General features: G+C 72.4%; 26 protein-coding genes and 1 pseudogene. 14 read left to right on the forward strand and 13 right to left on the reverse strand.

Going from position 1 to position 24,565, the window contains the following annotated elements; genetic code table 11:
* The first annotated feature begins 55 nt into the window (after positions 1-55).
* Positions 56-433 (forward strand): ArsR/SmtB family transcription factor, encoded by a 378-nt coding sequence (locus RM590_RS17415; RefSeq protein WP_311705509.1) that lies wholly within the window; start codon positions 56-58, stop codon positions 431-433.
* 20 nt (positions 434-453) lie between these two features.
* On the opposite strand, the gene RM590_RS17420 is transcribed toward RM590_RS17415, so the two are convergent.
* Positions 454-1,422 carry a LysR family transcriptional regulator gene (locus tag RM590_RS17420; protein WP_311705510.1) on the reverse strand — a complete coding sequence of 323 codons (969 nt, stop codon included), beginning with the start codon at positions 1,420-1,422 and terminating at the stop codon, positions 454-456.
* A gap of 122 nt (positions 1,423-1,544) precedes the next feature.
* Between RM590_RS17420 and RM590_RS17425 the strand changes: the two genes are divergently transcribed.
* The gene (locus RM590_RS17425; protein WP_311705511.1) at positions 1,545-2,792 is read left to right on the forward strand and encodes an MFS transporter; all 1,248 of its coding nucleotides are present in this window, start codon (positions 1,545-1,547) and stop codon (positions 2,790-2,792) included.
* Positions 2,793-2,818: 26 nt separating this feature from the next.
* Here RM590_RS17425 and RM590_RS17430 read toward each other — a convergent pair whose 3' ends face one another.
* Positions 2,819-3,790 (reverse strand): hypothetical protein, encoded by a 972-nt coding sequence (locus RM590_RS17430; protein WP_311705512.1) that lies wholly within the window; start codon positions 3,788-3,790, stop codon positions 2,819-2,821.
* A 200-nt stretch (positions 3,791-3,990) separates the two neighbouring features.
* Between RM590_RS17430 and RM590_RS17440 the strand changes: the two genes are divergently transcribed.
* The 3 genes from RM590_RS17440 (at position 3,991) to RM590_RS17450 (ending at position 6,554) form a co-directional block, all read left to right on the forward strand.
* Positions 3,991-4,614 carry an HD domain-containing protein gene (locus tag RM590_RS17440; protein ID WP_311705513.1) on the forward strand — a complete coding sequence of 208 codons (624 nt, stop codon included), beginning with the start codon at positions 3,991-3,993 and terminating at the stop codon, positions 4,612-4,614.
* 192 nt (positions 4,615-4,806) lie between these two features.
* Complete coding sequence (locus tag RM590_RS17445) at positions 4,807-5,361, forward strand: choice-of-anchor K domain-containing protein (RefSeq protein ID WP_311705514.1); 555 nt, start codon at positions 4,807-4,809, stop codon at positions 5,359-5,361.
* A gap of 146 nt (positions 5,362-5,507) precedes the next feature.
* Positions 5,508-6,554, forward strand: coding sequence for a sulfotransferase family protein (locus RM590_RS17450; protein WP_311705515.1), 1,047 nt, complete (start codon positions 5,508-5,510; stop codon positions 6,552-6,554).
* A gap of 70 nt (positions 6,555-6,624) precedes the next feature.
* Here RM590_RS17450 and RM590_RS17455 read toward each other — a convergent pair whose 3' ends face one another.
* The 4 genes from RM590_RS17455 to RM590_RS17470 form a co-directional block, all read right to left on the reverse strand.
* Entirely contained in the window at positions 6,625-7,350 is a 726-nt protein-coding gene (locus RM590_RS17455; RefSeq protein WP_311705516.1) for an SDR family NAD(P)-dependent oxidoreductase, read from the reverse strand.
* A 309-nt stretch (positions 7,351-7,659) separates the two neighbouring features.
* A complete protein-coding gene (locus RM590_RS17460; protein WP_311705517.1) occupies positions 7,660-8,478 on the reverse strand; it encodes an ABC transporter permease in 819 nt (272 codons plus the stop codon).
* A 7-nt stretch (positions 8,479-8,485) separates the two neighbouring features.
* On the reverse strand, positions 8,486-9,316 hold the full coding sequence (locus tag RM590_RS17465) for an ABC transporter permease (protein ID WP_311705518.1): 831 nt from the start codon (positions 9,314-9,316) through the stop codon (positions 8,486-8,488).
* Complete coding sequence (locus RM590_RS17470) at positions 9,313-10,326, reverse strand: ABC transporter ATP-binding protein (RefSeq protein WP_394813892.1); 1,014 nt, start codon at positions 10,324-10,326, stop codon at positions 9,313-9,315. Before RM590_RS17470 ends, RM590_RS17465 begins: the two co-directional genes overlap by 4 nt.
* Positions 10,327-10,498: 172 nt before the next feature.
* Between RM590_RS17470 and RM590_RS17475 the strand changes: the two are divergent.
* Positions 10,499-11,207: pseudogene (locus RM590_RS17475) on the forward strand (DUF4328 domain-containing protein).
* A gap of 42 nt (positions 11,208-11,249) precedes the next feature.
* Here the strand turns inward: RM590_RS17475 and RM590_RS17480 are convergent.
* The gene (locus RM590_RS17480) at positions 11,250-11,684 is read right to left on the reverse strand and encodes an Lrp/AsnC family transcriptional regulator (protein WP_311705579.1); all 435 of its coding nucleotides are present in this window, start codon (positions 11,682-11,684) and stop codon (positions 11,250-11,252) included.
* Positions 11,685-11,783: 99 nt separating this feature from the next.
* Between RM590_RS17480 and RM590_RS17485 the strand changes: the two genes are divergently transcribed.
* Both RM590_RS17485 and RM590_RS17490 read left to right on the forward strand, forming a co-directional pair.
* On the forward strand, positions 11,784-12,704 hold the full coding sequence (locus RM590_RS17485; protein ID WP_311705520.1) for an SMP-30/gluconolactonase/LRE family protein: 921 nt from the start codon (positions 11,784-11,786) through the stop codon (positions 12,702-12,704).
* A 211-nt stretch (positions 12,705-12,915) separates the two neighbouring features.
* A complete protein-coding gene (locus tag RM590_RS17490; protein ID WP_311705521.1) occupies positions 12,916-13,518 on the forward strand; it encodes a hypothetical protein in 603 nt (200 codons plus the stop codon).
* Here RM590_RS17490 and RM590_RS17495 read toward each other — a convergent pair.
* Positions 13,457-13,807 carry a hypothetical protein gene (locus RM590_RS17495; RefSeq protein ID WP_311705522.1) on the reverse strand — a complete coding sequence of 117 codons (351 nt, stop codon included), beginning with the start codon at positions 13,805-13,807 and terminating at the stop codon, positions 13,457-13,459. The two genes, RM590_RS17490 and RM590_RS17495, sit on opposite strands and share 62 nt — an antisense overlap.
* 181 nt (positions 13,808-13,988) lie before the next feature.
* Here RM590_RS17495 and RM590_RS17500 point away from each other — a divergent pair, with 181 nt between their 5' ends.
* On the forward strand, positions 13,989-16,172 hold the full coding sequence (locus tag RM590_RS17500) for a hypothetical protein (protein ID WP_311705523.1): 2,184 nt from the start codon (positions 13,989-13,991) through the stop codon (positions 16,170-16,172).
* Between the two features lie 87 nt (positions 16,173-16,259).
* On the opposite strand, the gene RM590_RS17505 is transcribed toward RM590_RS17500, so the two are convergent.
* Positions 16,260-17,288: a CehA/McbA family metallohydrolase gene (locus RM590_RS17505; protein ID WP_311705524.1), complete on the reverse strand. Its 1,029-nt coding sequence runs from the start codon at positions 17,286-17,288 to the stop codon at positions 16,260-16,262.
* Between the two features lie 10 nt (positions 17,289-17,298).
* On the reverse strand, positions 17,299-18,606 hold the full coding sequence (locus RM590_RS17510; RefSeq protein WP_394813885.1) for an MFS transporter: 1,308 nt from the start codon (positions 18,604-18,606) through the stop codon (positions 17,299-17,301).
* A gap of 124 nt (positions 18,607-18,730) precedes the next feature.
* Here RM590_RS17510 and RM590_RS17515 point away from each other — a divergent pair, with 124 nt between their 5' ends.
* Positions 18,731-19,270: a CGNR zinc finger domain-containing protein gene (locus tag RM590_RS17515; protein ID WP_311705580.1), complete on the forward strand. Its 540-nt coding sequence runs from the start codon at positions 18,731-18,733 to the stop codon at positions 19,268-19,270.
* Positions 19,271-19,416: 146 nt separating this feature from the next.
* Positions 19,417-19,542 carry a hypothetical protein gene (locus tag RM590_RS17520; protein WP_311705526.1) on the forward strand — a complete coding sequence of 42 codons (126 nt, stop codon included), beginning with the start codon at positions 19,417-19,419 and terminating at the stop codon, positions 19,540-19,542.
* A gap of 16 nt (positions 19,543-19,558) precedes the next feature.
* On the opposite strand, the gene RM590_RS17525 is transcribed toward RM590_RS17520, so the two are convergent.
* Positions 19,559-20,110 (reverse strand): DUF3885 domain-containing protein, encoded by a 552-nt coding sequence (locus RM590_RS17525; RefSeq protein WP_449657244.1) that lies wholly within the window; start codon positions 20,108-20,110, stop codon positions 19,559-19,561.
* Positions 20,111-20,929: 819 nt separating this feature from the next.
* Positions 20,930-21,394: an Lrp/AsnC family transcriptional regulator gene (locus tag RM590_RS17530; protein WP_311705528.1), complete on the reverse strand. Its 465-nt coding sequence runs from the start codon at positions 21,392-21,394 to the stop codon at positions 20,930-20,932.
* A gap of 109 nt (positions 21,395-21,503) precedes the next feature.
* On the opposite strand from RM590_RS17530, the gene RM590_RS17535 reads away from it, so the two are divergent.
* Positions 21,504-22,814, forward strand: coding sequence for an APC family permease (locus RM590_RS17535; protein WP_311705529.1), 1,311 nt, complete (start codon positions 21,504-21,506; stop codon positions 22,812-22,814).
* A complete protein-coding gene (locus RM590_RS17540) occupies positions 22,798-23,550 on the forward strand; it encodes a class I SAM-dependent methyltransferase (RefSeq protein ID WP_311705530.1) in 753 nt (250 codons plus the stop codon). Before RM590_RS17535 ends, RM590_RS17540 begins: the two co-directional genes overlap by 17 nt.
* A gap of 16 nt (positions 23,551-23,566) precedes the next feature.
* Here the strand turns inward: RM590_RS17540 and RM590_RS17545 are convergent, their stop codons facing one another.
* Positions 23,567-24,133, reverse strand: a complete 567-nt coding sequence (locus tag RM590_RS17545; protein WP_311705531.1) for a rhodanese-like domain-containing protein — start codon at positions 24,131-24,133, stop codon at positions 23,567-23,569.
* Between the two features lie 104 nt (positions 24,134-24,237).
* On the opposite strand from RM590_RS17545, the gene RM590_RS17550 reads away from it, so the two are divergent.
* Positions 24,238-24,519 (forward strand): metal-sensitive transcriptional regulator, encoded by a 282-nt coding sequence (locus RM590_RS17550; protein WP_311705532.1) that lies wholly within the window; start codon positions 24,238-24,240, stop codon positions 24,517-24,519.
* Positions 24,520-24,565 lie beyond the last annotated feature (46 nt).

A 24,565-nucleotide genomic window follows, 5' to 3' on the forward strand; every position in this document is an offset into this window, starting at 1 on the left:
ACCATACAAGAAAGAATGAACACTTATTCATTCCTCATGGCCGTAGGATGGAGCCATGGGCCATGGAGTCGTCACCCCCGCCGGGCAGGCGGTTGCCCACGCTCGTCTCGACCCGAGCAACGCCCCGAAGGTCGCCGCCACCCTCCAGGCCCTGGCCACCCCCTCACGGCTGCTGATCCTGGCCCGCCTGCGCGAGAGCCCGCTACCCGCCACCGAACTGGCCGCCGCCGTCGGCATGGAGCAGTCCGCCTGCTCCCACCAGCTCCGCCTGCTCCGCAACCTCGGCCTGGTCACCGGCACCCGCCGGGGCCGCTCCGTGGTCTACGCCGTCTACGACAACCACGTCGCCGAACTCCTCGACCAGGCCCTCTACCACGTCGAGCACCTGCGTCTCGGCCTCACCGACACCTCCGCCACGCCGACGGCCGTGTGAACGGGTGAGGGGAGCGACTGTCAGCGGCGGATGTGCGCCGCATCGCCGGCGCTGCGGTGTGATGCCCTTGCCCAGGACGGGCGCCAAGTCGTCTCGGGGAGCGCCGGCAGGCTTCCGAAGTGGTCGGTGATCGCCCGAAGTCCCGGGTGCGGATTCGTTCCGGGAATGATGAGGAACAGCGGGTAGGCGAGCGTCGGGCGCACGATCGGTATGCGGCGCAGATCGTGGTTCGCGGGCCAGATGTACCGGTCGCGCGCGCCGACGAGGGTGGCCACGTCGGCGGAGTCCGCGAGGGCGTCCAGGAGCACCTCGTTGCCGAAGTTCGGGCCCGCGGCGTCCACCCGGAGGTCGAATTCGGTGGCCAACTGGTCGTAGAACTTCGCCCATTCGGTGCCCGGCGCGATACCGGGCACCCAGATTCGATGCCCGCGCAACCGGGGAGGTGTCAGCGTTCGCGCGGCGGCGAGCGGATGCCCGGGGCCGACGAGGAGTTCCAGCGGGGAGTCGAAGGCGTGGATCATTCGCACGTCGCGCGGCAGCCGGGCCGGATCGGTGATGGTGCGGAACGAGGCGTCGATGTCGCCGGCCTGGACGGCGGCGACCGCGACGTGAGGGTCGTTGACCTTGAGAGTCACCACGTCGAGGTCGGTTCCGGGATGAGACCGCCAATAGTCGTGCAGAACGACGGCCTGCGCGGTTCGCAGGCCGAGGACGTCGATCCTGAGGGCCCGCGAGCCCGGCCTGATCGCGGTGACGGCGCGATCGACCCCCGCGACGATGCTCCGTGCGTGCGGGAGGAACGCCTGGCCGTCCAGCGTCAGTTCGACCCCTCGGGCGGTGCGGGTGAACAGGCGGACCTCCAGCTCGCGCTCCAGGGCGGCGATCCGCTTCGACACCGCCTGCTGTGTCACGCCCAGCTCGTCGGCGGCGTGCTGGAACTGCCCGAGCTCGGCCGCCCGGACGAACGAGCGCACTGCCTCGGTGTCCACTGGCCCAGCCTACGCACGTCCAACTGATCGTTGTGGCTCGCCGGGAGGCGGTTGTTTGAACTGCACGTGTGCAAGCCGATGTGATTCGGGGGCCCAAACACCGGTTGTCGCGAAGGAGTCATGTGCGCGTGACATTGGGGCCCAATTTCGGCTGGCTGTGGTCGGCCCACGCCGTCAGCACGTATGGCACGTGGATCGCCTTCGGAGCGTTCCCGCTGATCGCGGTTCGCGTGCTGCACTCGTCGGCATTCGCGGTTTCGCTGCTGGGGGCAGCCGGACTTGCTGTCGCGGCGATCGTCGCGTTCCCGCTCGGGCCGTGGGTCGAGCACCGGGCCAAGCGTCCGGTGATGATCGCGATGGACCTGATCCGGTTTCTCGCGATGGCGAGCATTCCGATCGTGTACTTCCTCGGCTCGCTGTCCTACGGCCAACTGCTGATCGTCTCGGTCATATCCGGAACCGCGGCCATCGCCCGCACCGCCGCATCCGGCGCGTACCTGAAATACCTCGTCCGCGGCGATCATCTCCTTGTCGCGAACGGGAGATTCGAGGGCACGAGCTGGGTGGCGACCTCGGTCGGCCCGCCCCTCGGCGGCGCGCTCATCGGGCTGCTCGGCCCGGTCATCACTGTCGCGGCCGACGCCCTCAGCTACCTGCTGTCCGCGCTCGCGGTCCTCCGCATCCGCGGAGGAGACGTCGCGGCGCCCCGCGGCCCGGCCGCCGGGGGGCGCGGAGTCGGCCTCCTTCGCGGCTGGCGGTTCATCCTCCACCACCGCGCACTGCGGCGCCTGTTCCTCAACTCCATCCTGGTCGGCGGCCTCATCATGGCCACCGTCCCGCTCCTGGCCGTTCTCCTTCTCGGCGAATACCACTTCCCGGCCTGGCAATACGGTCTCGCCTTCGGCCTCCCGGCACTCGGCGGCTTCGTGGGCGCCCGGCTCTCCGCACCCCTCGTGAAGCGTTACGGCCGGCACCGGGTCATGACCGTCTCCGGCTGGCTGCGATCGCTGTTCCCGCTCGGTCTCGCGTTCGTCCAGCCCGGCATCCCCGGACTCCTCACCGTCATCGTCGTCGAGAGTCTGCTGATCACCTGCATGGGCGTCTTCAACCCGATCCACGCCACGGAACGCCTGCAACGCACTCCCGCGGATCACGCCGCCCAAGTCCTCAGCACATGGAGCGTCAGCGGCAAACTCGTCCAGGCCGCCCTGACGGCGATCTGGGGCCTCCTCGCCACCCTCACCAGCCCCCTCACCGCGATCACCGTCTCCGGCGTGCTGCTGCTCGCCACCCCGCTCCTGCTGCCCGGGCGGACCCACTTGTCCACCCCGGAACCCGCCGCGCCGACCGAGAACGTCCGTGCCGCATGACTCACCGCAAGGCCCCGGTAGCGGGTTCAGGTGCCGGGTGACCGTTCGTCGTCCGCCTGCCGTTCCCAGCCGGTTCTCGCGTGGCGGATCCAGCGTTCGCCGCTGCCGTCCAGGGCCGTGTACCGCGCGCCGTCGGGCAGCTCGGTCACCTCGCCCGCCGCCGCCGCGCGGCGCAGGGCGTCGACGGCGAGCCAGTAGGCGTAGTGCGCGGCGGTCGACTCCCAGACGGCGGGGGTGAGGGAGCGTGCGAAGTGGCTGTCGGGGTTGCCCCGGTTGTGGATTTCATCGGCCTGGGGGCAGGACCAGCACAGGACGCGTTCGGGGATGTCGCTGTAGCCGCGGGCTGTCATCTCGCGGGCGGCGCCGCAGACCGGGCAGGGCTCGGCGGGGCGAGGGGCGTAGCGGAACGTCAGCCAGTGCAGGTCGATGATGCTGTGCTCCTCGGCCGATCCGCCGACCCCGTAGTTCGGCGACTGGCAGTCGGGACACCGGGTCTCGGCGGGGGACCCGGTGCCGGGCCAGCCCTCGGGCCACTGGGCGTCGCAGCGAATGCAACGGTACTGGTGGCGTCGGGGGCCGATGATCCGCTCAGACGGCATCGTGAAGTGAAGGCTGTCGCGCAGCGGGCCGAGGTAGCCGGGGTACCTGCCCTGGTGGCGTGGCCAGTCTCGGTAGCGCTCGCGGGGCCAGAGGAGTTGAAGGCAGTACGCCACGCTCGCTCCGTCCCACGCCCGGCCGGGCAGCCCGGACTCGTTGAGCTGGCGGGCCAGGTCGTCGAGATCGCCCTGGGATTCCGCGTTGCGGCGGGCGAGTTCGCGAACGGCCGCCGGGTGATGGCCCGCGGCCTCGGCCGCGGCGAAATCGGCGACGCGCAGCGCGGCGTCCACCCGCTCGCGCCACCGCCGCAGCTCCGCCTCGCGGGCGCGAAGCGCGGCCCGCTCGTCCTCATTTCCCGACCAGGGCGGAACGGCCGGATCCCCAGGTATGCGTCGCGGCATGGTCAGAGCCTGCCACGGATGCCGGGACCACGGACTCGGGTGCCGGCGAGGTGGTAGCGGTCGGTGCCGGTCTCGATGTTGTTGCCATTGACGGTAAGCCGGTCGGCGATGGCCGCGCCAGGACGGGGATCGGTGAAAGTCTTCGTCCAGCCGCCCAACGACTCGTGGGCGCCGTGGCGTTGTGAGGGGAGTTGTTCGTCGTGTTGCGGGTTTTCGAGGCGGCGGGCGGTTGGTCGTCCGTGCGTGGGCGATTGGCGGGGCGCGTCGCGGATCGGGATTTGGCCTTGCTGGATGAGGCGGTCGAGTTCGCGGTGCGGTGGCACGCGGACCAGACGCGGCCGGCGGGTGAGCCTTATGTCGAGCATCTGCTCGAGGTCGTGTGCGTGTTGGTCGAGGCGGTGGGAACGACTGACGTCGATGTGCTGCGCGCGGCCGTTCTCCACGATGTGGTCGAGGACACGGAGTGTTCGCTCGATGACGTGCGGGAGCACTTCGGCGACCGCGTCGCGGTCCTGGTCGACTGGGTGACGAAGCCCGCGCCGTCGGAGGGCCGGACGCGTGAGGAGGCGCGGGCGGCGTATCTGACGCGCTTGCGCACCGCCCCGCCCGATGCCCTGTTGCTGAAATTGGCGGACCGGCTGAGCAACGTGCAGCGGCTGGATACGCATCCCCGGCCGGAGAAACGTCGTTCGTACTATCGGGAGACGGTGCACTTCATCCTCCCGCTCGCGCAGTCTCATCCGTGGTTCCGCCAGTGGTATGCGGTCTGGCGCGACGCTTTCGGTCATCTGGCTGCCGACAGCCCGAACGCGCTGACTCAGTGACACATGCCGCGGGCGGCGCATCGTGAATGTGTCCGAAAACGTCTGCCTGCCCGCACGGCATGCTTGCGCGACGCGCCCGCCGCCCACGAGCCTTGGGGAACCGGCGAATCGGTGAATGCGGTTGTGTCCTCGGCGTCGTCCGTCCCACGGGCCGACGCCCGGTGAAAATCCGGCGGAAGGAACACTCCTGTCATGGCGCAAATTCACATCGAGGGTGTCTGGACGAAAGTCTGGGATCCATCGCACCGACCGCACTTCCATGGCCTGGACGGCACAAGCAATACGATCACCTGGGGTGATCCCGTCAGTAACGGCCAGACGAGCTCTTACGAATTCGTGGGCGGTGGCGCCCATGCGGAAATCGATGGCCCCTCGTTCGCGCTGGGCGAGTTCACGCACCACAACTACCCGATCTACCTGCCGTTCGAGCGGTTCAAGGTGGACCTGGAGGTCACCGTGAATTTCGAGGGCGAGGATCTCCCGCCGTTCACTCTCACCTTCGAGCATTACGAGTCGCCCAATCAGGGCCCGATCGCGGGGCAGGCCGATCAGGTCACGCTGCCGGATGTCATACCGCCGAAGGATCTGGAGGCCGTGCAGATCAACGGTGTCGCGTGCGTCTTGAAGGTGGACGGCTTCTACGTGCCCCACACGAACAGGCTCACCCATAAATTCCGCACCCCCGAGGGCAAACCCAGCTCGGCCGACATCCACGTCCAGTTGACCAGCTACACCGGCCCGAGGTAGCCGGATCCCGCGGGCACGGGCGGGCGTCGGTCCTCGTTGCGGTCGATCTGCTCCGGCGTGCAGCGCCGGAGCAGATCGAGTTCGGTGTTCTTCCTGAACGGGTATCAAGCGCCAGTCACCCACCGGCGAGGCGAGAAGGGGAACTCATGCGATCCTTGACCTTCATCGTCGGAACCGGACGCAGCGGTTCGACCGTCCTGTCGGAGATCATCAACGCCCACCCCGACATTCTGAGCCTGAACGAACTCCTCGCCTCCCTCCTGGAGCCGGACCACGCCTTTCCCGGGCAGCCGGTCACCGGCGAGGAGTTCTGGCGGATCCTGTCCGAGCCCAATGCCGTCTTCGACACCTTGATCCGCAGTGGCACTCCCCTGCCCGAATTTCTCTACATCCGAAAGCCGGGCCGTTACTCGGCCACCACGACCGGCATCCCGGCGCTCAGCCTCATGGTCCTCCCCCACCTGGCCGACGACCCGGACCAGGCGCTGGACGACCTCGCCCGCGACATCCGCCCGTGGCCCGCCCGGCCCGTCGCCCAGCACTATCGGGCTCTGTTCGACCTGCTCCGCGCGCGCTTCGGCGGACGGGCCGTCATCGAACGTTCCGGGTACTCCCTGCACTGGATTCCCCGTCTGAACGAGACGTTCCCGGAGGCGCGATTCGTCCACCTCCACCGCAACGGCCCCGACTGCGCCGTCTCGATGAGCCGCCACCCCGGCTACCGCACCATCTCTCTCCTCCGCGACGTCCTCGACCACGCCGCCGTCCCCACCCTCGCCGACCTCACCGAACAACACGTCGCGGCCCTGCCACCCGACCTGGCCGCCCTGCTCGGCGCGCAATTCGATCCCGCCCTGATCCGGGACCGGGAGATGCCCGTGACGCGATTCGGCGCACTGTGGTCGGAGTTGATCTGCGAGGGCGTCGCCTTCCTCGACGAGGTCCCGCCCGGCCGGCGGATGACACTGTCCTACGAGGACGTGCTCGACGACCCCGGCCACGCCCTCGGACGCCTGGCCCACTTCGTCGGCATCGAGCCAACGCCGGCCTGGCTGGGCCTCGCCCGATCCCGCCTCGACCCCGCCCGGCGCGACAAGACGCAGCATCTGTCGGCCGAGGAAAGGACCGCCCTCGACCAGGCATGCGAGGCCGGACGACGCGCCCTGGAATCCGCCGGCCGAGCAGAGCGCTAGAACGGCTCGGCCGGACACCGCTGTTGCGGCCCAACCAACGTGGCAGGGCGATCACCGCGGGCGATGGCGCTCAGAGCGCGGTGCCGGTCTCCTCGGCCAGTGTCCGCAGGAGGCTGTCCTGGAACGCCTCGTCGTGGACGGCGTCGTGCGGCTCCTGTCGCCGGTGGTGGTACCAGTACCCGCCGGTGGTCAGGGCCTCGGGCTCGTCGCTGGACACGAGCCACTCCTGCGTCCGGTGGCCGAGTTCGAGGTCGTCCGGTGCGTTCGGTCCGCCCATTTTCGTCGGTACCCAGCCCGGATCCACGGCGTTGCTCGGCACCCCGGGGCGCAGGCGAGCCATCGCGGCCGCGAGCGTGGTGACGAACAGCTTGCTGTCGGAGTAGGAGCCGGCGCTCTCGCCCCGCCAGTCGACCCCGGCGAGCGAGGGGCGCCCACTGAAATGCGAGCCGCTGCTCAGGTACACCAGTCGGCGGGGCGCGCGGAGCAGGGCCGTGAGCAGGTAGGGCGCGACGATGTTGACCGGCATGACGGCCCGTCCGCTCCACACACCGGCGTTGTGGATGACCGCGTCGAGCGGCTCGGCGTCGTTCAGCTCGGCGGCGACGCGCCGTACGGCGTCGCGGTCCGTGAAGTCGCCCACCACGAGGTGTGCCCCACGGTCGACCAGCGCGTCGAGGCTTGCCGCGCGCTTCCCGTTCCGGGCGTGCGCCACCACGTCGTGTCCCGCGGACAACAGCGAATCCGCCGCGGCACGCCCGAGGCCGTCCGCGGAACCGGTCACCAGGATCCGGCTCACGATCGCACCGCCCCTCGCACGCGGGGTGCCCGGTCGGTCGGCTTGTTGAGGATGCTGCGCATGGTTACGAGTACTCCCTGGGGGAATCGGTGGGCGTGGCCCGGCACCGGCCACAACATTCTGGGCCGGGCGGAGCATTCCAGCAGCCGCCGCATCCCGGGATTCGACGGGTGACCGGCATCCCGACCGCCGTCGTCGTCGAGGAAACCGCAGCTCAACGAGGTCGGGAAGGGGCTGTCGTGACAGGTGCCAACAGGGTCTCCCGCCGCGCCGAGATGCCCCTCCAGCGGGCGGGCCCGCCCGCTGGAATCACGTTCCCGAGCTGGAGTAATGGCGGAGCTGGGTGCGCCACAGGAGGTAGGCGGCCGCGTAGAGGAGAGGGCCGACGAGGGGGGCGCCATAGGCGAGCCACGCCGTGACGTGGAGGCCGTCGGTGCGGTCGAGCAGGACGCCGGCGGGCAGGTAGGCGACGAAGGCCACGGGGACGAGGTAGGTCAGGCCGAGACGCGCGGTGTCGGGGAAGACCTTTAACGGGTAGCCGCCGAAGGTGTTCATGATGTCGTCCAGCAGACCGCGCAGGGCCAGGTTGGACATCATGCGGAAGGAGAACGAGGCGAAGGCGAGCTGGCAGGCGCCCTCGACCATGGCCCCGCCGACGAGCGCCAGGCACAGGTAGAGCAGTGCGGCGGGCGTGGGGCGGAACCCGACCTGGTGCGCGGCGACGGCCAGGACGACGACGCCGGTGAACAGGTCGCCGAGGGTGGGCACATGGATCTGACGGCACAGCAGTTGCATGAGCGGGCCCGCGGGGCGGACCAGGTAGCGGTCGAACTCGCCGGTGCGGATGGACTGATCGAGGTAGTGCAACTGGCTGGTGGGGACCATCAGCAGGCCGTGCGCGGTGACGCGCATGCCGTAGAGGAAGGCGATCTCGGCCATGGACCAGCCGCCGAGGTCGCCGAAGCGGGTGGTGAGGGTCCACAGGAACACCAGGCCGATGCCCTGGTAGGCGACGCCTCCGGCCAGGGTGAGGAGAAGATTGCCCCGGTACTGGAGCTGACCGCGGAACGCGGCGCCGACCAGGATCCGGTACGCGCGGTGGCGCGGGACGGGGTTGGCGGCGCTCATGGCTGGGTCACCCTCCCTGGACGACGACGCGGTGCAGCGCGCGGGCCCAGACGGCGCGCGTGATCAGCCAGAGCGCCGCGGTCCAGCCGAACTGGACGGCCAGCGCGGTCAGGACCGGCCCGGCGCCGTGGATGTGCCCGAGGTACAGGGCGATGGGCGTGTAGGTCGTGGTCTGGAACGGCAGGACCTGGGCCAGGTCGGCCAGCCAGGCGGGCATGAACCACAGCGGGACCAGCGCGCCGGCGAAGAACTGGGCGGCGACGCGGTGGATCACGAAGATGCCGACGACCTCCAGGGTCCAGAAGCAGACCATGCTGACGATGACGGCCAGCAGCAGCGCGTTGAGCAACGCGGGGACCAGGCTGAGAGCGTAGGCGAGCGCGGCGCCGGGGGAGGCCGGCGCCCGCGCTCCGCCGACGACGATGGCGAACGGCAGGGCGAGGGCGGCGAACGGCACCCCGGCGAGGACGGTGCCCGCCTGCGCGGTGAGCATCTGGGCGGGGAAGGCGACCGGGCGGGCCAGGTCGAAGGCGACGCTGCCCTCGCGCACCCGTTGCGGGATGGGGGTGGGGGCCAGGCCCCCGGGGTTGAGCAGCCAGTTCTGCACGGCCGCGTAGGTGGCGTAGGCCAGTTGCGTGGCGAGACCGACCTGGTGGCCGCCGTGCGCCGCGACGGTGCCGGAGCCGGGGTAGACGGCGCGCCAGACCAGCGCCAGCAGATACACCTGCACCAGCAGCCCGAGCATGCGGAAGACGAAGTCGGCCCGGTAGGCGAGCTGCGCGCGGAGGTGGAGGCGCGCGATGGCCACATAGGCGCCGATCTTCTGGCGGCGCGTCACGCGGCTTCCCGGCTCGCGTATATCCGGTGGACGACGCTTTCCAGGCCGGGCTCGACCAGGGACAGATCGGTGACCTCGTGGCCCGCCAGGACGGCCGCGATGACCTCCGCGACCTGCGTCCGGGCCGGGTCGAAGCGCAGCGTCACGGCCCCCGGCCCGTCCTCGGCGCCGTCGTCGCGGCCGACGCCCGGCACCTCGACGCCGCGCCACGCGGCGCCGTCGGCCAGGTGCACGACGAGACGGCGGTGCGGGGCGTAGCGCTCCTTGAGGCGGGCGACGTCCCCGTCGTACAGGACGCGGCCGCCGTCGATGAGCACGATGCGGCGGCACAGGCGTTCCACGTCGTCCAGGTCGTGCGTGGTCAGCACGATGGTGGTGCCGTCCTCGCGGTTGCGGGTGACGATGAACTCGCGGATGCGTTCCTTGGCCACCACGTCCAGCCCGATGGTGGGCTCGTCCAGGAAGAGGATGCGCGGCTCGGGCAGCATGGCCGCGGCCAGGTCCCCGCGCATGCGCTGTCCCAGGGAAAGCTGCCGCACCGGGGTGTCGAGGAACGGCCCGAGCCCCAGCAGTTCGGTGAAGCGCGCCGTCGTGGCGCGGTGCCGGGGCGGCTCGACCCCGTACAGGCGCCCGATCAGTTCCAGCGAGTCACGCAGCGGCAGGTCCCACCACAACTGCGTCCGCTGTCCGAACACGACGCCGATGTTCCGGGCGTGCCGCTCCCGTTCCCGCCACGGCACCAGCCCGGCGACCCGCACGCTCCCGGCCGTCGGCCGCAGAATCCCCGTCAGCATCTTGATCGTGGTCGACTTCCCGGCGCCGTTCGGCCCCAGGTAGCCCACCAGCTCGCCCTCCGCGAGGGCGAAGGAGACGCCGTCCACCGCCCGTTTCGTCACATACTGCCGCGTCAGCAGGGTCCGCAGTCCGCCCAGCAGGCCCTCGACCCGCCGCGGCCGGCGGTACTCCTTGACCAGCCCCTCGACATGGATGACCGGCGCGGCCACGATCAGGCTCCCTCGCTTCCACAGCGCCGCACCGGACAGACCGGAGCGGCGATCGGGCCCCCACCACGACCGTCTGTCTAGCCGATCACCCACCCGGCACGCGATCGGTTTTCCGGGCGCCCTCCTGCCCGCGCCGCCCGGCAACGGCTCGGACGCCAACCTCCGGGCGGCGAGGGGCATGTGGCGGGCACGACCCGCCGCGAGAAAGGATGACCACGTGGACGATCACATAGCGCCGCCCGCCCTGCGCCCGGTCCGGGGAGTGGCCCGGTGCGCCGTCGCCGCTCTCGTCCTCGCCGGGCTGGCCTGGGCGGCCCGTGCCGTGTGGCAGATCCGGCTCGCCTCGGCCGGGGAGCCGCCGTCCGGACCGCCGGACCAGGGCGACGGCCGGGCACCGCCCGCTAACCGCGCTGGAGGACGACTACCACCTCGTCAGTTCCCTCGGAGACGTGGCCACGGCGCTCTGCGCGATCGCCTTCCTGGTCTGGCTGTGGCGCGTCCGGGACAACGCGCGGGCTCTCTCGGGCGAGCGCCCTCGTTACGCCTGGCCGTGGGTCTTCGCTGGCTGGGTCGTCCCGGTCGCCAACCTGTGGGTGCCCCGCGGGATCGTCGCGAACGTCCATCGCGCCGGTGCCCCCGGTGAGCGCCTGCCGGGCGCCGTGAACTGGTGGTGGGGCCTGTGGCTGGTCGGCAGCCTGAGCGGGGCGGGTCTGATGTACACCGGCGGCACGGACACCGTCATCGCCCGCGCCTACTCAAACGTGCCCCTGCTGCTGATGGCCGACGCGGCCGTCGTCGGCGCGGCCGTGGCCGGTGTCCTCGTAGTCCGTGCCCTCACAGCCGCCCGGACGCGGGAGCCGCTGCGCACGGCGCCGGTGCCCGCGTGAGGTGACCGGCCATCGGCCCAACACGCCGCATCCCGCGGTCGGTTACGGGGCGACGGGGCGTTCGAAGAAGGTGTCCAGCACGATCGTCGCCTCCGTGCCGCTGACGCCCTCGATGGCGTACAGCCTGCGCAGTACGTCCTGAAGCTGTTCCGTCGTCGAGGTGCGCACCTTGGCCAGCACCGAGGCGCTGCCGGCGATGACATGGGCCTCCTCGATCTCCGGCAGGGCGGCGAACCGTGCGCCGGAATCGCCCATCCAGGACGTGGAGTTGACCAGGACGAAGGCCAGGACGCCCTTGCCGAGCGCGGCCGGGTCCACGTCGGCGGCGGTCCGCCGGATCACGCCCTGGTCCCGCAGTTTGCGCACGCGCTCATGGGTGGCCCCCGCGGAGAGGCCGACGGCCTTCCCCAGCGTCGCGTAGGAGCGCGTGGCGTCCTCCTGGAGGAGCGCCAGGAGCCGCCGATCGATGTCGTCCACCAGATGTCCTTCCATGTGTTCCTTGACGAACCGAATGGGATTCTGGAGTATCGCTCATTGAGAGTATGACATTCTGATTGCTGCTTGAGGAGAGGGACCATGCCCGGCGATCGCCCCCAGTTGTACGAGATCCTCGACGACCGGTTCCGCACCGGTAAGTGCCATGCCGGCGATTCCCGGCTGGAGACCCTCCACGACGGATGCCGCTGGGCCGAGGGCCCGCTCTACGTCCCCGCGGGCCGCTACCTGATCTGGAGCGACATCCCCAACGACCGCATGCTGCGCTGGGACGAGACAACGGGACAGGTGGGCGTCTTCCGCTCGCCCGCCGGCCACCCCAACGGCAACACGCTGGACCGCGAGGGCCGGCTGATCACGTGCGAGCAGGGCAATCGCCGCGTCACCCGCACCGAACACGACGGCTCCCTCACCGTGATCGCCGACCGTTTCCAGGGCAAGCGCCTCAACAGCCCGAACGACGCGGCCGTCAAGTCCGACGGCTCCATCTGGTTCTCCGATCCCGACTTCGGCATCACCAGCGACTACGAGGGCCACCGCGCGGAGAGCGAGATCGGCGCCTGCAACGTGTACCGCGTCGACCCGGCGAGCGGCGAGGTGCGCCTGGTCGCGGACGGATTCAGCGGGCCCAACGGCCTGGTCTTCTCCCTCGACGAGAGCCGGCTGTTCGTCTCCGACAGCCGGGCCAACCACATCCGCGTCTTCGATGTGCGGGAGGACGGCACGCTCTCGGACGGGGACGTCTTCACCGAGTGCTCGATCGGCAACTTCGACAACATCCGCTTCGACGACGGCGGCCGGCTCTGGGCGGCCGCCATGAGCGGCGGCGTCCACTGCTACGACCCCGACGGCACGCTCCTCGGCCGCCTGCTGGTCCCCGACGTCGTCGCCAACATCCGCTTCGGCTGCGCCAAGCGCAACCGCCTGTTCATCGCCGCCGACACCGCGCTCTACTCGCTCGTCATGGGCGTCACGGGCACCCCGCCGCTACCGGGCCGGTGACATCGGCGGCCTCCCCCGAGGGGCGGATTCCGCCCGCGTCAGGAAGGTGTGGGGAAACCGTCAGCGAGACGTAGGAAAGGCCGGGCGCGCCATCAGGAATCCGCAGTGCGGACGCTTCGCGGCACTCGATTCCCGGCGGCGCTCCTAGCGTTGTCGGCAGGTCGAGGCCGCCCGCGGCGTCCCGACCACACCCCGACGATGGGCCCATCTCATGACGTTCATTCCCCGACCGACGCACGACCCCGAGCCCGGCCTCCGCCGCCGGGTCCGCGCCTACCGCGGCGCCCTGCCCGGCGTCGACCTCTACTGTCCCGCCGACCGCTTCGCCAGGCGCGGCCTGCCGCACTGGCTGGGCGAGGAGGGGCTGGGCATCTCGGTCCGCTCCGGCCGCGCACTGACCCGCGCCCTGGCCGCCGGCTTTCCGCCCGCCCGCATCCTGTCGCACGACGGCCGGCCCGCCGAACGCGTGGGCCGCGTCGTGCTCACCCGCGCCTCCGACGTCCTCCCGGCGGCCGTCCGGGTGCCCCGCGGCGCCCGCCAGCGGGTGGTGCTGTCGGTCACCGCGCTCCCCGGCCTGCGGCGCCTGCTCAGCCAGCCCCGGCTCGAACTGGCCGGCCTGTACTGCCCGGGCGTTCCCGCGGCCCGCGTCGTCGAGCTGCTGGTCCGCGTCCACGACGAGAACGGTGTGAGCGTGCGCGAACTGCACCTCGGCGACAGCCTGGTGACCGAGACCCTGACCGTGCTCACTCGGCTCACGGCCGGCCGCGCCACCCACGGCCTGGCCGTTCCGCGCCTCGCCCTCGAACCGTGCTGAGGCGGCTTTCGCCGGCGACGGCGGTGAACTCAGGCGGTCGGGCGGCCAGCAGGGCGTTGGCGCGGGCCAGGACGGTGTTCAGGACACTGCCGGCCGTGGCCAGGTCGTGCTCCGGCAGGTCGCCCCAGAGCTGGTGGGTGATCCGCGTGATGCCGGCCCGGATCCGGCTCCATTCCGCCTTGCCCCGCTCGGTCGCCTCGACGGCGCCGTCCGGCGTTTCGCGAACGAGGCGCGCGGCGGTGAGTTCCGCGATGCGTTCGCGCGCCGCCGCGTGGTCCACCTTCAGCACGCCGACGACCCGGTCGGCGAACGCGTCGCCGGTCGGGAAGCCATCGCCGACAACGGTGAGGGCGAGCGTCTCGTTAGTCGCACTAACGCAAGGGGCCGGGACTGCTTCCCCCGGGACCGGTCCCGGGCCCCTCCGGCACACTGGGTGTCGCATCCGTCGGCGTCGGCAGGGAGGGGAGCTGATGTCCCGGCATGCGCAACCGCCCGGGCTGGGCCGGGCGGAGGTGGACCGTCTCCTCCGCCGGGCCGGCTCGCCGCGGTCCGGGCGGCGCAGGGACAGGGCCCTGGCCCGCCTCGTGGCAGCCGTGGCGGCCGGGGACCTGCCGGCGCTGCACGCCTGCGGCCGCCTGCCACCCTGGATACCCCGGTTCTCCCTGGTGTGGGAGGCGCTGGCGGCCCCCGAGGAGCTGCGCCCGCTGCTCGGCGCCGGCGCGGCCGAACTCGACGCCGGGCTCGACGCGTTCGCGGCCATCGCCGGGCGGCCGGACCCCGCGCTGGTGACCCGGGAGATGCTGCCCGGTATCGCGGTGGCCGCCGCGCTGGCCGGGCACCCGCTCGGCGTGGTGGCCCGCCGCAAGATCCTCACCGCCGGCGACCAGGCCGCGGTCGACGCCGCCTGCGCGCTGGCCGCCCGCTGGCCCGGCCTGGCCGAGTGGTGCCGCGAGCACGAGCTGACCCCGACCGACCCCGCCCCGTTCTTCCTGCTCACCGGGCAGTCGCTGCGGCACCGGCTGGCCGACCCGACCGGCCGGGACACCGTCGCCGCCTACCGGCGCGCGAGCGAGGACGAGCGCCGGAGGCTGCGCGCCGCCGCGGCGGCGCACGGCTCGTTCTCCCTGCTCACCCGGCTGGAGCCGGACCTCGCCCTGGACGGCGAGGAACTCCTGCGCCTCGCCGAGGTGTTGGTCGGCCGCGGTGACTGGGCAGCGCTGTGGACCACGATCACCGCGAGCGCCCCGGCCGACGCCGTCCGGCTGGCCCGCTACCTGCCCGAACACGAGGCGCGGGACCCGCGCCTCTTCGCCGCGCTGCGGGCGGTGGCGGTGGACGACGTCCTCGCGGCCCAGGCCGACCCCGCGCGGGTCGGCACCCTGCCCGCGGGCACTCACCTGGCCCAGGTGCTGCACGGGCCGGGCCAACTCGCCGTCGTGCGCACCGAGGTGACGGCCGGGCGTTACGACGTGATCCTCGAACGCTACGCGGTGCCCGGCGGCGACCTGCTCGAACGGCGGGTGTGGGGGCGCCGCGACGCGCCCGAGCTGCACCGGGCGGTGCTGGGCGCGGACGGGACGCTCGTACACACCGACCGCCGGGGCGCGCTGTGGTCATGGGCGCGGGGCGAACCGGCGCGGCTGCACGACGGGCCGGTCACGCACCTGACCGCGACCGTCAACGGCTGGGTCGCCGTGTCGCGGGAGGAGTTGCTGTTCGGCGCGCCCGGGGGACCCGTCCGGCGCCGCGAGCCGCTGGCCGGCCTCGGGCTGGACGAGGCGCACCTCCCGGTCGACCGGCTCGTCGCGGCCGGTGAGCGCGTGGCGCTGGCGGCCGGTCACCGGCTGGTGGTCACCGGCGCCCCCGGCCGGTCCGGCCACGCGGACCTGCCCGACATCGGCGCGGCGGCCTTCGTCGGCGACCGCCTCGTCGTCGCCCACCGCGACCGCCGGTCACACGCGGAGCTCTCCCGGCGGACGTTCGTGGACGGACCGGACGACGTGAGCGTGTGGGTGCACAGCACCGACACGTTCCGCCTGGATGTGCGCGATCCCGGCACGCTCGCGCCCGCCGGGGCGGTGCCCGACGCGTGGCAGTACAAGCACAGCGACCTGGCGGACGGCACCATCCACGACCGCGGGTACTCCCGGAGCGCCGACCAGTTCGACGTGGACGCCATTCACACGTCCTGGGCCCGGACCCCGGCCCGCGGCCAGTACTCCCCCGACCTCTTCCCGGTGCCCGACCACCCCCACTGGGTGTACATCGCCGGCGCGACCGAGAAGTACGGCCGGATGAAGCAGAAGCTCATGGACGTGGTGACCGGCAACGCGGTCACGTCCCCCGCGCTGGACCTCGCCGACCACCGGGACAGCGCGAGGGTGCGGCAGGTCGGCGTCACCCCCGACGGCCGCCACCTCATCGCCAAGGTGGCCACCCCGTCGGACGCGGAACTGCGGGTGTACGACCTGGCGCTCGGCGCGCTGCGCCGGCTGCTCGACGTCCGCATCCCCGACCTCACCGTCGCCCACCGGACCGAACTGGCCAGGGCCGCGCGCTACCGGGACCACCCGCACGTGCGCCTCCTCGACGCCTGTCTGGCGCACCGCCGGGCACGCGGATCCGGCCGGGAGCGGTCGGCGAGCGGTCAGTGACCGGCCGTCACAGGGCGGTCCGGGACGGCAGGTGGTGGTCCCGGACGCGGCCGATCAGGCGGCCGGCCATTCCGGCTGTGGCCATGGTCAGTCGAGAACGATCGGGTTGCTGAGCGCCGCCATGTGCCCGCCCGGGTGGCGCACCTCGACGCGGACGAAGGCCGACTCCGCCGCGGTGGTGCGCCATTCCACGGTGCCCGAGCCGCTGTCGGGCAGCGCCTCGTGGTGCGCCTTCCCCAGCTCCGTGTGGAAGCTGACGCCGCCGGACGGCACGCCGGTGACCTTCGCCCGCACCACGGCCGGCTCGCCGCGCGTCTCCAGCCGCTCGCCGATCCCGGCGGCGCGTTCACCGGCGGACACCGTGAACGCCAGCTCCACGGCGGCCGATTCGGCCATCCAGCTCCGGCCGGCCCGCACACCGGCGAGGATCGCGTCAGTGCTCAGCTCGTCGGCCAGCACGACCGTGTGCGGAATGCCGAGCTGGCCCTTCAGATGAACGTCGCTGTTGCCCATCGCCGGCCGCCACCACCCCTGTTGGACATCCGCGGCCAGGCCGCGTCCCCATTCGGCGAGGGCGGCCTCGTTGTCCGCCTGCCAGGGCACGTCCGAGGTCCACGGGCCGTTCCACACCTCCACCACGTCGAAGCCCCGGTAGGGGTACATGAACGTGCCGGAGGGGTACGGCGCGTAAGGGTGGGCCGCCACGCACAGCCCGCCCACCTGACGCACCTGTTCCAGATGCCGGTCGATCACCGCGTCCCGGACTCCGTACCGCCAGTCGATCACCTGGCCCGGGCGGAGGCCGAGCGCCAGCCAGTGCCCGGTCCGGGTGGTGACCTCCTCCCCCAGGATCACCAGCAGGTCGTCGCCGGCGGGCCGGCCCCAGGCGCCGTGCGTGGCGGCGGACTTGTGCTCGGTGGTGGCCAGGAAGTCCAGCCCGGCGGCCCGGGCGGCGTCCGCGAGCTCCTCCGGCGTCATCTCGCCGCCGGCCGAGCACACCGAGTGCACATGGCAGTCGCCCCGGAACCAGCCATGCCCCCGTCCGGCCACCCGCGTCGGCGGGAAGTCCGGCTCCGGCATCTCGTCCCCCTTCGCGCCGACCGCGGTCACCGACATCGACGTCACCCTACGGGGCGGTCCCGGAGGGCCGCGCCGACGGCTCCTGATGGGAACGCAGGGCGGCCGGGGTGATGTTCCTCAGGAACGGCACCAGCGTCGCCGCCGCGGCCACCGCGAACGCCCCGAACGCCGGTCGCGTGCCGATTAGTTCGGCCAGCAGGCCGACCAGCGCCGCGCCCAGCGGCATGGCGCCGAAGGTGAAGAGCCGGGCGGCCGCGCCGAAGCGGCCGAGCATCTCGTCGGGGACCAGACGCTGGGTGAGGGTGCGGGCGTTGACCGTCCAGAGCGTGCCGCCCATGCCGCCGAGGAAGGCGCCGGCCGCCACGGCCCACAGGCTGGTGGTCAGGGCGGGCAGCGCCGCCATCGCGGCGGTGCCGAGGAGGTCGGCGAACATCGCCCAGCGCGCGCCCAGCAACCGGTTCACCCAGGTCACGGCCACCGCGCCAGCCAGCCCGCCGACGCCGAGGGCGCTGAGCACGATGCCGTACTGCCGCGGCCCGAGTTCCATGGCCTGCTGCGCGTGGAGCGGCATGAGTGCCAGCCAGGCGCCCCAGACGGCGGCGAGCACGGCGACGACCAGCGACAGCGTGCGCAGCACCTGATCGCGCCAGAGGAAGCGAAGCCCTTCGGCGATCCGGCCGTTGACCGAGGCGGGGGCCGCGCCGGGGGCGGGCCCGGCGGCCCGGAAGCGGCCCACCAGCAGGAGCAGGGAGAGGGCGGCGACGGCGTACGAGGCGCTGATCACCCCGAGCGCGAGGCCCGTTCCGGCGGCGAGCAGCAGCCCGCCGACGAAGGGCCCGGCGAACTCCTGCCCCACCGTTTCCGCTGCCACGATCCAGGCGTTGGCGCGCTCCCGGCCCGCCGCCGGCACCGCGGCCGGGACCAGGGCGGAGGCGGAGGTCGAGGCCAGCACGTCGGCGACGCCGAGGATCGCGCCGGCGGCGAAGAGTTGGCCGAGCGTGACGCCACCGGTCACGGCGGCTGCGGTGAGCCAGCCCATGGCCGCCAGCCGCATCCCGTTCGCGGCCCAGAGCAGCCGCCGCCGGTCGAAGCGGTCGACGAGGACACCGATGTGCAGGGCGATGAGCAGCCAGGGCGCGGTAAGGGTCAGCGAGACGGCGGTGACCTGGGCGGGCGAGTCGGTGAGCCGGGCGGCGAGCAGCGGGAGGGCCATCTTCATCACGCCGTCGGCGAGGTTGGTCGCGGCGGTGAAGCCGACCAGGACGGCGGTGTTGCGGCGGCCGGGGTTGCCCCGGGGCGCCGGGGAGCCGGGCCTGCCGCCGGTCTCCGTGCGTTCGGGCACCGCCGTGACCATGACCGCCCCTCTCACCGTCTAACACGTTGACTGGTGAGATCACTCTGGCACACACCCCGGCGCCCCACAACCGGTAAAACGCTTAGGCGGTAGCATGGGCAGGAACGCGCAGGAGGTGACCGCCGTGCTGGAGCCGCCGGCCTCGGCCGTCTTGATGGAGGCCTTCGCCAACACGGTCGACGTGGAAGAGGCGAGCGACGAGATCGCCACCCCGGCCGGGCTGGCCGGCTGGCTGACGGGCCGCGGCCTGCTGGAGGCGCCGGTCGGGATCCCGGCCGGGGTCCACGCGAGCTATCTGGCCCTGCGGGCGGGCATCCGCGAGGAGTTGGGCGCGCACGTCGGCGACACCCCCGACCCCGCACTGCTCGCCGCGGCGGACGGCGTGCTGGCCGACCACCCGGTGCTGATCACGGCGCGCGGCACCCTGGCCCCCGCGCCGGGGCTGCCACCGGAGCGCGTCCCGCTGGCCGTGCTCGCGATCGCGTGGAGCGAACTGGTCACGACCGGGGACGCCGCCCGGCTCAAGCGCTGCGCGGAGCACACCTGCGGGTGGGCGTTCTGGGACGTGTCGAAGAACCGCAGCCGCCGCTGGTGCTCGATGAAGGTGTGCGGGAACCGCAACAAGTCCCGCTCCTACGCGTCCCGGCGGCGGCAGACGGGCTGAACGACCGCGGCCACGGCGCTCGCGGCAGCGCGCTCCCGCCGCGTCCGGGCAGGGCCGCCAACGACGTGATCACCGTCCACTGGGACACTCACGGCCATGTGCTCACCGAGCGGCATCGGGTGCGAGGCACTCAGGCAGGTCTTCGGGTGGCGGTGAAGGTGCCCAGCCCGGAGGCCACGCGGGGCGCGACCTGGGTGTCCTACACGGTCGAACGGTTCGCCGGCGGCACCGAGGTCTCGCACCGGCTCCCACTGAACGGATCGCCGCCGTAGCCGGCCCCGGCGTCCCTCACAGGCCCAACGGGTGGCGGGAAAGCCACGCGGCAAATCGGTCGCGGAGCCGATCCCGTTCCTCCGCCGTGCGCAGCAGGACGTCGGCACCGCCGTCGTAGGGATGGTGGACGCGCTCCAGCCGGGTGTCGGCGACCAGAACGTTCCCGACCCGGTCGCCGGCGACCTCACGCAGCAGGTCGTCGACGCACCCGTACCTCCATGGCAGGCGAGCGGTGAAGAAGTGCGCGTGGGCGCGGAACTCCGGGTCGGGGTCGTCCCGCACCAGCACGGTGTGCCAGTGATCGGCGCCCGTCCGGTGGTCGGGAACGGCGGGCTCCGGCGACCACACCGTCGTGATCACGTACACGTCCCCGCCCGCGAACAGCTCGTGCAACACCGTGTTGTAGCGCCGCAGAACGATCGCGTACTCGGTCTCGTCCCCGGCGTACCGCTTCGATCCCGGCAGGCTGTGGAAACGCACCCACACGTCCCGGTACCTCTCGCGAAGCAGGTGCCCGAGGGGAGGGCAGTCAGGCCATTGCCGCTGCCACAGCTCCGTCAGTGTCATCGGGTCCCCGCCACCACGACCCCCTCGCCTGGCTGCTTCCCCGCCCGAAGTGTGCGTTTCACCATAGCCAAGTCGGCCGGGTGCTGCTGGACTTGCCGGATGACGAACGGGCAGGTGCCGTGCTGATCCTGCTGATCCTTTTGGGCGGAGTGGTCACCGCCGTCGCCCTCGTCGGCTACGGCTTCCAATGTCTCCGACGCCACCCCGCGCGGCGCCCGGGCCGGGGGCCGCTCCTTCGTGGCCTCGCCGCCCTCCTGGGCGCCGCCACGATCGCCGTGTACGTGTGGGGCATGCTCGGCGCGGCCGGCGCGGTCCTCGTGGCGGAGGACGGAGGCGCCGATCCGCCCCTGCCGCATCCCGGGCTGGCAGGAGCAACACCCGGACATCACCGGCTACTCGGTCGACTACCTGCCTCTGCGATTCGTCTGCGAGACCACCGCGACCGGGCGGTACGCCACCGACGACGTCCCCGGGTATGTCAACCCCGCCGTTCTGGTTCTCGCGCTGGCCGCCGTCGGGTTCGCCGTCTCCGCGGCGCTCGAATCGGAGCACCGGGCCAGGAAGGACGCCGGCCGCCCCGCTCCGGGCGTGGCTAGGGCCTGTATCGAGTTCCCGCCCGGGCCCGCGACGCCAGTCACGGCACCTCGCCGCTCCCCCAGACTCCGTCTGGGAGGTGCCCCCAGCCGAATCGCGCGAATACGGCCGGGTATGAGCTGCGATCCGGTGCCTTGCTGGGGGTACCTCCCAGGCCCCCAAGGGCCTGGGGGGGCACCGCGTCTGACGCCGCGGGCTGATCCGACCGGGAACTCGATACAGGCCCTAGTTGACGCCGGGCACGGGGCCGCCGACCGCGCTGTTGACGTGCTGGTAGATCACCGAGCTGCGGAAGCCGATGACCTCCCGGCGCTGGCTCAGCCGGTCCATGAGGAACGCGTGCAACTGGTCGGCGTCCTCGACCGCGACGTGGACGAGGAAGTCGTCGTTGCCGGCGACGACGAAGACGGACAGCACCTCGGGGAGAGCCGCCACATAGGTCTTGAAGCCCTCGATGACCTCCCGGCTGAGGGGCCGGACCTGGACCGACAGCAACGCTTGCAGCCGCAGGCCCAGTTTCCGCAGGTCGACCGCCGCGTGAAAGCCGGTGAGCACGCCGCGGTTGCGCAGTGCCCGGACCCGTTCCAGGCAGGTGGAGGGCGCGATGCCGAGTGTGCGGGCGAGTTCGCGGTTGGTCTGCCGTGCGTCGCGCTGGAGATGGGCGATGATCGCCGAATCTAGTTCGTCCATGGCCGCCATTGTCCACCCGTGCTCGAATTTTGTTCGACGACCCGGTCGCGTTGCCGTTCCTCGGTCTAGCTTCCCCGTGTCCTGCCGAACGAGTGACGGAGGCGGTCTGGTGAACACGCGTCGAGCGGGGCTGGGGATGGGGACGGGCGCCGCGTTGTGCGTCGGGGCGGTGCTCGGGCCGGGGGTCCTGGCCCTGCCCGCCTCGGCCGCCGCGACGGCCGGGCCGGCGTCGGTCCTGGCGTGGCTCGGTCTGGTCGGCCTGAGCCTGCCGGTCGCGATGGTGTTCGCGGCGCTCGGCGCGCGCCATCCGGACGGCGGCGGGGTGGCCACGTTCGTCCGCCGGGCGTTCGGGCCGACCGCCGCGGCGCCCGTGGGGTGGTGGTTCTACTGGGCCGTTCCCCTCGGGGTGCCCGCCGCCGCCCTGATCGGGGGCGAGTACACGGCGGTGGCCACCGGCGGCGGACGCCCGGCCGCCCTTGCGGTGGCGGCACTGGTCATGGCGGTCGCGTTCGCCGCCAACCTGTCCGGGCTGCGGATGTCCGGCCGGCTGCAACTGCTCGTGGTCGGGCTGCTCGCCGCGCTGCTCCTCGTCACCGTCGTGGTGGGCGCCGGGCAGGTGGAGCCGGGCCATTTCACGCCCTTCCTCCCCCGGGGATGGACGTCGGTGGGCACCGCCGCGAGCGTGCTGTTCTTCGCGTTCGCGGGGTGGGAGGCGATCAGCCATCTGTCCGGCGAGTTCGCGGCACCGCGCCGGGATCTGCCGCGCGTCACGCTGCTGGCCTGGTCCGTCGTCTCCGGCCTGTACCTCGGACTCGCCGTCGTCACCATGGGCGTTCTCGGCACCGGCGCCGGGACGACGTCCACGCCGCTCACCCTGCTCCTGGAACGCGGCATCGGTCCCTACGCCCGCGCGACCGCCGCCGTCGCCGCCCTGCTTCTGACCTTCGGGGCGGTGAACGCCTACCTCGCCGGGGGCGCCCGGCTGGGCGCGGCGCTGGGCCGCGACGGCCAACTGCCGCGCCAACTGGCCGACGGCGCAAGCGCGGACGGCGTCCCCCGGTGCAGCCTGGGCCTCCTGGCCGCCGCCTGCGCGGTGGTCACGCTGCTGTGGGCGGTGGGCACCGTTGACCTCGATGTCCTGCTGGGCGCCACCTCGGCCTGCCTCGCCTCGGTCACCCTGGCCGGCACGCTGGCCGCCGCCGTACTGCTGCCCCGCCACGGCGCCATGCGGCTCGGTGCCATCCTGAGCAGCGCCCTGATCGCGGTGGTGCTCGTCTTCTGCGGGCCGCTGCTGCTCGTCCCGGTCCTGATCGGAGTGGCCGCCTACGCTCACCGGGTCGTAAGCGGGCGCCGAATGAACCCAGTTGGAACCCACGCCGGAACCCATGGAGAGGACACATCCCGTGCCAACCGCCGTTGACCACTACGACCAGTTGCTGGCCGCGCACTACACCTGGATGCTCGGGGGCGACATCGCGGAACTCGCCGCCGGACAGACGGCGCTGCTGCGGGACCTCGCCGTCTCGCCCGGCCCGTCGCGCCTCGCGGTCGACCTCGGCTGCGGCTCGGGGGCGCAGAGCCTGGCCCTGGCCGGGCTCGGCTTCGACCCCGTGCTCGCCGTGGACACCAGTCGGCCGCTCCTGGCCGAGCTGGCCCGCCACGCCGAGGCAACGGCCCCGGCCGTGCGGCCCGTTCACGCGGACCTGCGCGGGGCGCTGCCCGCGCACACCGAGCCGGGCAGCGCCGCCGCCATCGTGTGCATGGGCGACACCCTCACGCACCTGCCGACCAGGCAGGACGTGGTCTCCCTGCTGGGCGACGCCGCCCGGGCGCTGGCCGGCGGCGGAAAGCTCGTGCTCAGCTACCGGGACCTGACCGCGCCACTCACCGGAACCGACCGGTTCATCCCGGTCCGCGCCACCCCGGACCGGATCATGACGTGCTTCCTGGAGTACTGGGATGAGAGCACCGTCGTCGTGCACGACCTGATCCACGTCCGGTCCGGCGACACGTGGACGCTGCGCACCGGCAGCTACCCCAAGCTCCGCGTCCACCCAGACTGGCTGGCCGGCGAGTGCCGCTCCGCGGGCATGGACGTCGTCCACAACGGCACGGTCCCGCGTGGGCTGCGGGTGATCGCGGCGGTCAAACCCTGAACTGACCCGCCCTGGGTCAGCCAGCCAGGGCGGCGAGGGTCGCGTCGAGGTCGGTGGCCGCGAGCCGGTTGTGCGGGAGCCTGGCCAGGACGTGGGCCATGCCGCAGGTGTTGGTCACGGCGGAGAAGATCAGGCCACCGGCAATTCCGGCGGAGATCCAGCGGGCCACGCCCCAGCGCCGGCCGGCCAGCAGCCCGGTCAGGACGAGGGACCCGGCCGCGAACCGGACCTGGCGCTCCATGGCCCAGGTGGCGCGGGCCTCGGCGGCCCGCTCGATGTCGTGCCCGAGCCGGGCCCAGGCCTCGGTGCCCCCGGTGAGCGTGGCGGCGGCGACACCGTGGGCCGCGAGGCGCTCGCACGCCTGGGCGGAGCGGGCCCCGGAGGCGCACACCATGAGGAGATCGCCGCGCCCGGCGGCGATCTTCAGAACGTCCAGCGCCTGATCGAGGTCGGCCAGCGGAACGTTGTGGGCGCCGGGCAGGTGGCCGGAGGCGTACTCGCCGGGGGTGCGCACATCGACGACGGTCAGCTCGGCGAGCCGGGCGCGGGCCTGCTCGGGGGTGAGGGGGGTGGTGGCGGTCACGGTGGGGGGCCTCTTCAATAGCTGTCCGGGGGTGAGTTCTCTCCGGGGTGCGGTTTCTCCGGACAGGATACCCCGTGGGGTATATCGACGAGGGGTGGGTGCCCATGGAACTGACAATGGCGGCCGAGGAACTGAGGACGGTGGTCAACCGGCTGCGCCGCGCGCAGGGCCAGATCGCCGGCGTGATCAAGATGATCGAGGAGGGCAGGGACTGCGAGGACGTGGTCACACAGCTCGCGGCGGCCTCCCGCGCCCTGGACAAGGCGGGCTTCGCGATCATCGCCACCGGCCTGCAGCGCTGCCTGACCGACACGGCCCTGGCGACCGGCGACGACCGCGAGCAGATGCGCGCCCGGCTGGAGAAGCTGTTCCTGTCCCTGGCCTGAGGACGCCGCGGGCCCGTACGGCCGAGGCTTCGGTCGTACGGGCCCG

It is taken from the genome of Streptomyces litchfieldiae, from assembly GCF_031845365.1.
Classification (GTDB): Bacteria; Actinomycetota; Actinomycetes; order Streptomycetales; family Streptomycetaceae; genus Streptomyces; species Streptomyces litchfieldiae.